General features: G+C 31.7%; 3 protein-coding genes. All 3 read right to left on the reverse strand.

The features are described 5' to 3' along the window. Positions 1-235: 235 nt before the first annotated feature. From HHU12_RS32580 to HHU12_RS32590, 3 genes are read right to left on the reverse strand one after another with little or no spacing between them, the layout of a single operon-like run. Positions 236-2,809 (reverse strand): leucine-rich repeat domain-containing protein, encoded by a 2,574-nt coding sequence (locus HHU12_RS32580; RefSeq protein ID WP_169660912.1) that lies wholly within the window; start codon positions 2,807-2,809, stop codon positions 236-238. 12 nt (positions 2,810-2,821) lie between these two features. Next, complete coding sequence (locus tag HHU12_RS32585; protein ID WP_169660913.1) at positions 2,822-5,746, reverse strand: hypothetical protein; 2,925 nt, start codon at positions 5,744-5,746, stop codon at positions 2,822-2,824. 15 nt (positions 5,747-5,761) lie between these two features. Then, positions 5,762-6,394, reverse strand: a complete 633-nt coding sequence (locus tag HHU12_RS32590) for a hypothetical protein (RefSeq protein ID WP_169660914.1) — start codon at positions 6,392-6,394, stop codon at positions 5,762-5,764. Between the last annotated feature and the right edge of the window lie 234 nt (positions 6,395-6,628).

Raw genomic sequence — 6,628 nt, forward strand, 5'->3', positions numbered from 1 at the left:
ATGCTTGAAGTTTTACAGGATAAATCACACGAAGACTATGAAAACTATGAAGGATGGACTGATGAAGATTTTGATCCTGAGCATTTTTCAGTAGAGGAAGTGAATGAGAGATTAAGAGAGAGTATAATCTAATTTATAGTTGTTTATATGTTCAACTGACGCTCCTGACACTCCCCGGAAATGAAAATATATGGGGGGAATGTCAGGAAACTTTTTTGATCACCAATACCTTCTCCTAGCACTGGATCTCACAATTAGGCAAAGCCTCTTTTAATTCCTCATAAGTTTCAGAAAGTTGATTTCCTGTTATCTTAAGCTCTTTCAAAGATTTTAACTCTTTTAATCTAGGAGGTAAGCATTTTATATCGTTATCGCTCAAGTCTAGTTTTTTTAGTTTTGATAAAGCTTTTACTTCCTTGTCATTGAGGTCGAAACTATCTAAGGAAAGACCACTTAAGTACAATTCTTCTAAGTCTTTGAAATACTCAAAAAGATTGTCTTGTAAGAAGATTAACTTTCTTTTTTTATAAGACATCGAAAACCTTTTGATCTTACTAAAGTGAGGAAGATCTTTTGGAATAGGTAACGAATAATACCTGCCTTTATTAAAGCTAACCCAATCAATTTCTTCTTTTCCAATAAGATTCAAGTCAAGAAAAACTTCTTTCCTGATTTCAGAAAATAAGGGGGCATGCCAAAAAATGGTTTCTGTTCCCATTTTATTTTTCCTGTATTGAAAAGTTGTAAAAGCTGTAATCTGTTCACTGGTCATTACTTTTTCAAATTTTGAACGAATGAGATAACGAAATTCATTTTCAATATAAAAATATCTTTTGGTTTTGAGTTTTACTTTCAACACTTCTAAATATTCATTTGGAGCATATTTCTCTAATAGAGGTAATAGTCTTTTATAGTTCGTGTGATAATGCATAACATAGAAAACCTTCTCAAATAATACTGGTGGGATACCTCCACTTTTCATAAGTTCAATAGCAATATTAAGATTAGCATATTCATCACTATCAAGTAGTTGATTTAAATTTTCTATTAATTGCTTATCATCTTCCATTAAATAAGTTGGAGCAATTGTATTCTGGTATTTAGTAATACTATTCTCATCACATAAAGTACATTGGTCAACTTGATTTTCTTCAAATTTTAATACTTCTTTAGGCATTTTGCCCACAATGAGATGAGTGACATCTTTGGAATATCTTGCTTTTACTTCTATGTTGATGGTAGATAGTTTTTCTTTTATTGCGGATTTTGATTCGGAGTTTTTACCCATGATGTAAAATAAGGACTCTTTATTTATTATTAGAGGTGCACTAACTCTTCTCTTTAATTCACTTTCCGCATCTTTCTTGATATGATCGTTACTAATGCATAGTGAATGAATTAACTCAAAATTTGAGTATTTCTCATAAGGCACATCTTCAAGAATCAATTTTATTAAGCGTTTTTTAATATCATTGGATAATATTGAGCAAACTATGCCAGCCATTTTATGAGTATCGACCGATGACATTTTTTTTAGTTTGAATAAATCATCCCATCCCTTTTCCACCACACTGAGGTTAATATCTAAGAACTTGATGGAAGAAAATTCATGAATACGGCTTATATCTGATAGTTTTTCAGACTGAATATTTAGGCTTGAAATTCCTTTTAATTGAAAAAGATTTTCATCTATTGTTTTGAATTGATGTCCATCAATATCAAATCCCCATAATGAATTATTTTCCTCTAAAGGGACATCAAAACGTTCAAAAGGATTTCCTCCACCATTAAATTGATGGATAGAAGTAGTATTTATTAGCTGAGAAGGAATGGACTTGAGTTTATTATTTCTAAGCTCTAGATAATTACGTAGTTGATGTTTTCCATTGAGTAAAGCAGCAGGTAAAACTTCTATGTTAGTGTCTTGAATAACTAATGTTTTTAATGAATAGTTTACTTTATCAGTAAAACAATGTTCCAAACTTTCTATTGGAGTTTTTTCTATTTTGATAGTTTCAAGGTTTTCTGAGTAAAGCAACTTTGCCGGTAATACGGTTAAGTTAGGGTTAATGTAAATAGAGAGTTTGTGTAAACTATTAAATTGAACCTCTTCAGGGAGATGTGTAATAGAAGTGTAACTAAGGGATAGTTCCTCTAAATTTGAAGCATTTATAAGAAGAGGATTGATATTGTCAAGTTGATCATTTTGAAAAATTGAAAGTGTTTCTAATAACGGTAACTTGGCATCGTTTGGAGCAGTTTGAAAATCAGTACCACCTATGTATAAATTTTTTAGATTTTCTGCATAAAAAAGGTCTAAAGGAAGTTCATTTACCTTACCTAGGATTTTCACCCTTTCAGCTAATTGGAATGAACATTCAGGATGAAATTCAATATTTTCGGATGCACTAATATCTAATTGATGAAAATTTAAAGTCTTGTTTTTGATAAAAATGTTACTAGCATCTAATTCTAATGACCTGAAAACATGAGGACAATTGAAATCCTCTATAACAATTTCACTGTTTTTTTTGCCTTTTATTTTCAGCTGGTTGAGAGATTTTAATTTTAGAATATTTTTATCAATTGTGATCACATTAGGACCTTCGGAAATATAAGGGTAAATGATTTCAAGTTTTGTTAGATTTTTCAAAACAGACAGTTGATCACAGATCTTCTCAAAAGAGAAATTTTTATAATCGTCTAAACTAAAACTGAATATATCTTCAGTATAGTGTTTACCATAAGAGGTGTATTCATCATACCTTTTGCCTAAAATCGTAACTTTTTTACTTTTTGTCGTTGCCATTGTTTAGTGTTTTTAAAATTGAAAATTAAGTTTCTCTTCTTGCCAATTGTTATACACAGTCCCATTGTAAACTACCTCTTTTAGCTTTTTCAATTCAAATATTTCCTTAGGAAGTTCTACATGTTTTTTGTCAAAATTAGTCACATAAATCTTCTTGAGGTTTTTCAGTGCAGTAATGGATGATGGCACTTTATCCCCAGAAAAATGATCTATAGTAAGTTCTTGTATTTTGGTGAGTTTACAGATGATGTTTTCAAACTCAATGGCATCTATATTATTGATAGTAACATATTTGATGTTAGGGAATTCCAGCAGTTTTTCAGACAATTCATCGATAACAGTAATGTTAATTCGTCCAAGGTTACTTCCAAACATCCTATGGCTGAGAATGTATTCTAGCTCTTCCTTGTAAAGAGGAATTTTAAATATATGTCCCAATGAACTTGGTCTTCGACTTAACTGATCAAATAAGTCACTATCGATGATCCGTCTTCTCATTGCTTTATTTGATCGAAGGCCTTTAAGAGCTTCTATCCAGAAGTTTTTATGTTTTACATAGAAAAGTTCAAGAAACTGATCCAGCAATTTTGGAGAGAGACTTCTTGCCATTTGATTATAGATACCAATATTATTTTCCCCTTTCTTGGTAAGCATCAATGAGAAGAAGTTCTTTTCCCCTTGAGTTGCACTGCCCTTTAAAAAGTTCTTATATTTCGTTTTGACTTTGGTATCAGTAGAGCATTTCGCAATAAAGAAAGCCTCATCTCTCAGCGCATCAGGCATTCCTCCACTTTTCATAAGTTCTAGTGCCAAAAGTAAATTTTCAGAAGAGCCCGAATGTATTAAGGTTTTGATGTTATCAACAAATCCTTGGTTTTCTTCAGAATTGGTTTCTAAATACTTTGGAGCTTCTTCTTTACATGCTTCCGCAAACGCTTTTTCGGTATAGAAATAAGTGCCCTCTTTAGGAAAAACTTTGAATAGGTGTTTCTTCCCTAAAATGATGAGGTCTGCTTGATCTACCTTGTTGGTAGGTGCCCAATTTAAAGATTTAGCATCTTGCTTCAGTTGTGTTTTTGTGGCACCTGTTGTTCCTAAAAATGCGATCTTCTTGTTTTGTCCTAGAAATTCTGAGAGCTCTTTTTTATCGGGATTAAACAAAGGGATACTATCTTCAAGCAACAACTGCATATTCTTATTTGAATACTTATGCAATTTTAATGTATTACAAACGGCTTCATACCCCAGAGGAGTATCATAAGCATATACCATTACTTCAGCCAAATAATCTTTTTCCTCTTGAGATAAAATATGTTTTGTTCGATTTAGATCCCATAACATATCGAAATAATTACTGAATCTATTGAAGATGTTTTCCTCTTTTTCATGGTAAATAAAAGACAATTTAGAAAACTGGATGATTGACTTTGTAATATGATTTATGGAAGGAGAATAGACTTTTATTGTATCTAGTGATGGCAATTTATCCTTACTTATATCTAAAACAGTAGGTAATATGCGATTTTCAGATTGGGATATGCCTTGGGAAATTTCTATTTGTAGTCTACTTAAATTAGGGAACTTTTTAAGAGGTACAATGTCTCTAAATTGATAGCATCTTTCAAGGTCAAGATTTTCGATATTGGAAGGGAAATCATTGATGTCAAGCACAGATTTAATATCACCAAGGTTAAGGTTTTTCAGCTTTAAGTTCTCACCAAATTGTATAGCATAAATTCCTCCTTCATTACTGTCCTGAAAAATTCTTACATCCCTTAGTTGTTCAAAACGCCCTAAAGAAATATCAGAAGCAAGATGGTAATGCCTCAGTTCTGATAATCGCGGAAAGGATTTGAAGCATCGATCAAAGTCTCTTAAAATAGGGACACTTAGATATAATTTTTGAAGTTGATCACCGCTAAATGTTGGTAGGTGAATCTCATCTTGCAGTTCCGATATGAAAATCAGTTCCTTCGTATAAGGTGAAAGTGTAACTTCTTTGTCTGATGGAATGTTGCTTAAGTTTCCTGAAACTCTAATTTCCTCCGCATTAATTTCTAATATTCCGGAGTCAAAATCATGAATGCTTTCAGGTATCTGTAGGTTTAAATCGGATAGTGTACATTTAATTTTTAAAGGAATTTTTTCACAATCGATCAGGTCTAAATCTAATGTTCTTAGTACCTCAAATTGATCAGATTTATCCGGGAATTCTTTACCTACATTTCCACAGATCAATAATTTCTGAAGTTGTTTAAACTCAAATACGTTCTCAATACCTAGAATTTCTTCCGCTTTGATCTCAATTTCTTCAACACTTGCATTATTCTTTGGGTTTAACTCGCTGATATCTATTTTGTCAGAATGAACCTTAAATGTTTGAAGCTTATTACAGTTTTTTAGAGTGAATTTATAATGAGAAAGTTGAGTGATTTTTAATGATAAAGTATCAATATTAGAAATACTTTCAGCTTGGTGATCATCTACCCATTGATCAGCTTCAATATTAATTTTAGTCAAGTTTTTTAGAGCTGACAGGTCACCCGTAATTACTTTTTCAGCCTGAATTTCTAGCACTTGTAACTTATCCAAAAATGGAAGGATATGCCTTAAGTCACAAGTACCATTCATACTAATATCAAGATACCAAAGATCGTGATTCTTTAAGTTCTCGGGTATTTTGGAAAATTTACCTCCCCTTTGGATCTGAAAATATTCATAGTTTCCAACCTCAGCCAATTTTTCAAGAAAATGATTAGCATCTTCTTCTTTTAAGTTGCTTAACTGATTTCTTCTGAATTCAATCTCTACCGCTTTTATCGTTGCTAATACATATTTGATTTTTTCAGTATTTTTTTGCGTGATGTAAATTCCATTCTCATCATATCTAAAATTACCATATGCTTGAGAAGTGAAGTTATATTGATATCTATCCATTATTTTAGTGCTTTTTTAAGGTTGTAAATTAAGTTTTTCTTCTTGCCAGTTTCGGTATTCCTCACCATTTAGAAAGACCTCTTTCAGTTCTTCTAGTTCAAATAGTTCATCAACAATCTGGCAATTTTCCTTGGTTACAAAGTTGATTCGTAGCGTTTTTAAATGCTTGAGTTGTGCTATATCAGAAGTGATTTGATAGAAATTACCAAGTCTTAGTTCTTGTACATGAGGGAGCTTACAAATGATATTTTTAAAGTCATCTTCTGGTAAACCTTTAATATTAATTTCCTTGATATTCGGAAATTCTAGGAGTTTACCAGACAACCGGTCAAGCACTTCGATATTGATTCGCTTTAATTTTTCTCCGAACATTTCATGACTTAATACATAATCCAGTTCGTCTTTATAAAAAGGAATTTGGAATACATGCCCTAAGTTATTAGGTCGTTGACTGAGCAAATTGAACAAGTGTTTATCGATGATTTCTCTTCGCAAGGCTTTGTTTTTGATCGTTCCTCTTAGTGCTTCTATCCAATACTGATTGTACTTTTTATAGAAAGGTTCAAGAAATTGTTCCAATACATAAGGAGCAAGGCATTTCTTTAAAACATAAGAGATTGCATCTGTATTACTCTTCCTTTTTGTCATCAGAATAGCGAAAAAATCAAGCTCGCCTTTAGTCGCAGATCCTTTAAGGAAGTTTTTATATTTCTTCTAAGTATATGACAAAAAAATGACTCTCCATGAAATTGATTAAATTTGAATTTCGACATACAAAATTTATCAATTATGGAGAGTCAACACGAATATACGAAATTGTTTGAAAAAATAAATTCACAGATCAAAATCAACAAAGCTAGATTAGATTGTTTGACATATCTA

This window comes from Flammeovirga aprica JL-4, assembly GCF_012844305.1.
Taxonomy (GTDB): domain Bacteria; phylum Bacteroidota; class Bacteroidia; order Cytophagales; family Flammeovirgaceae; genus Flammeovirga; species Flammeovirga aprica.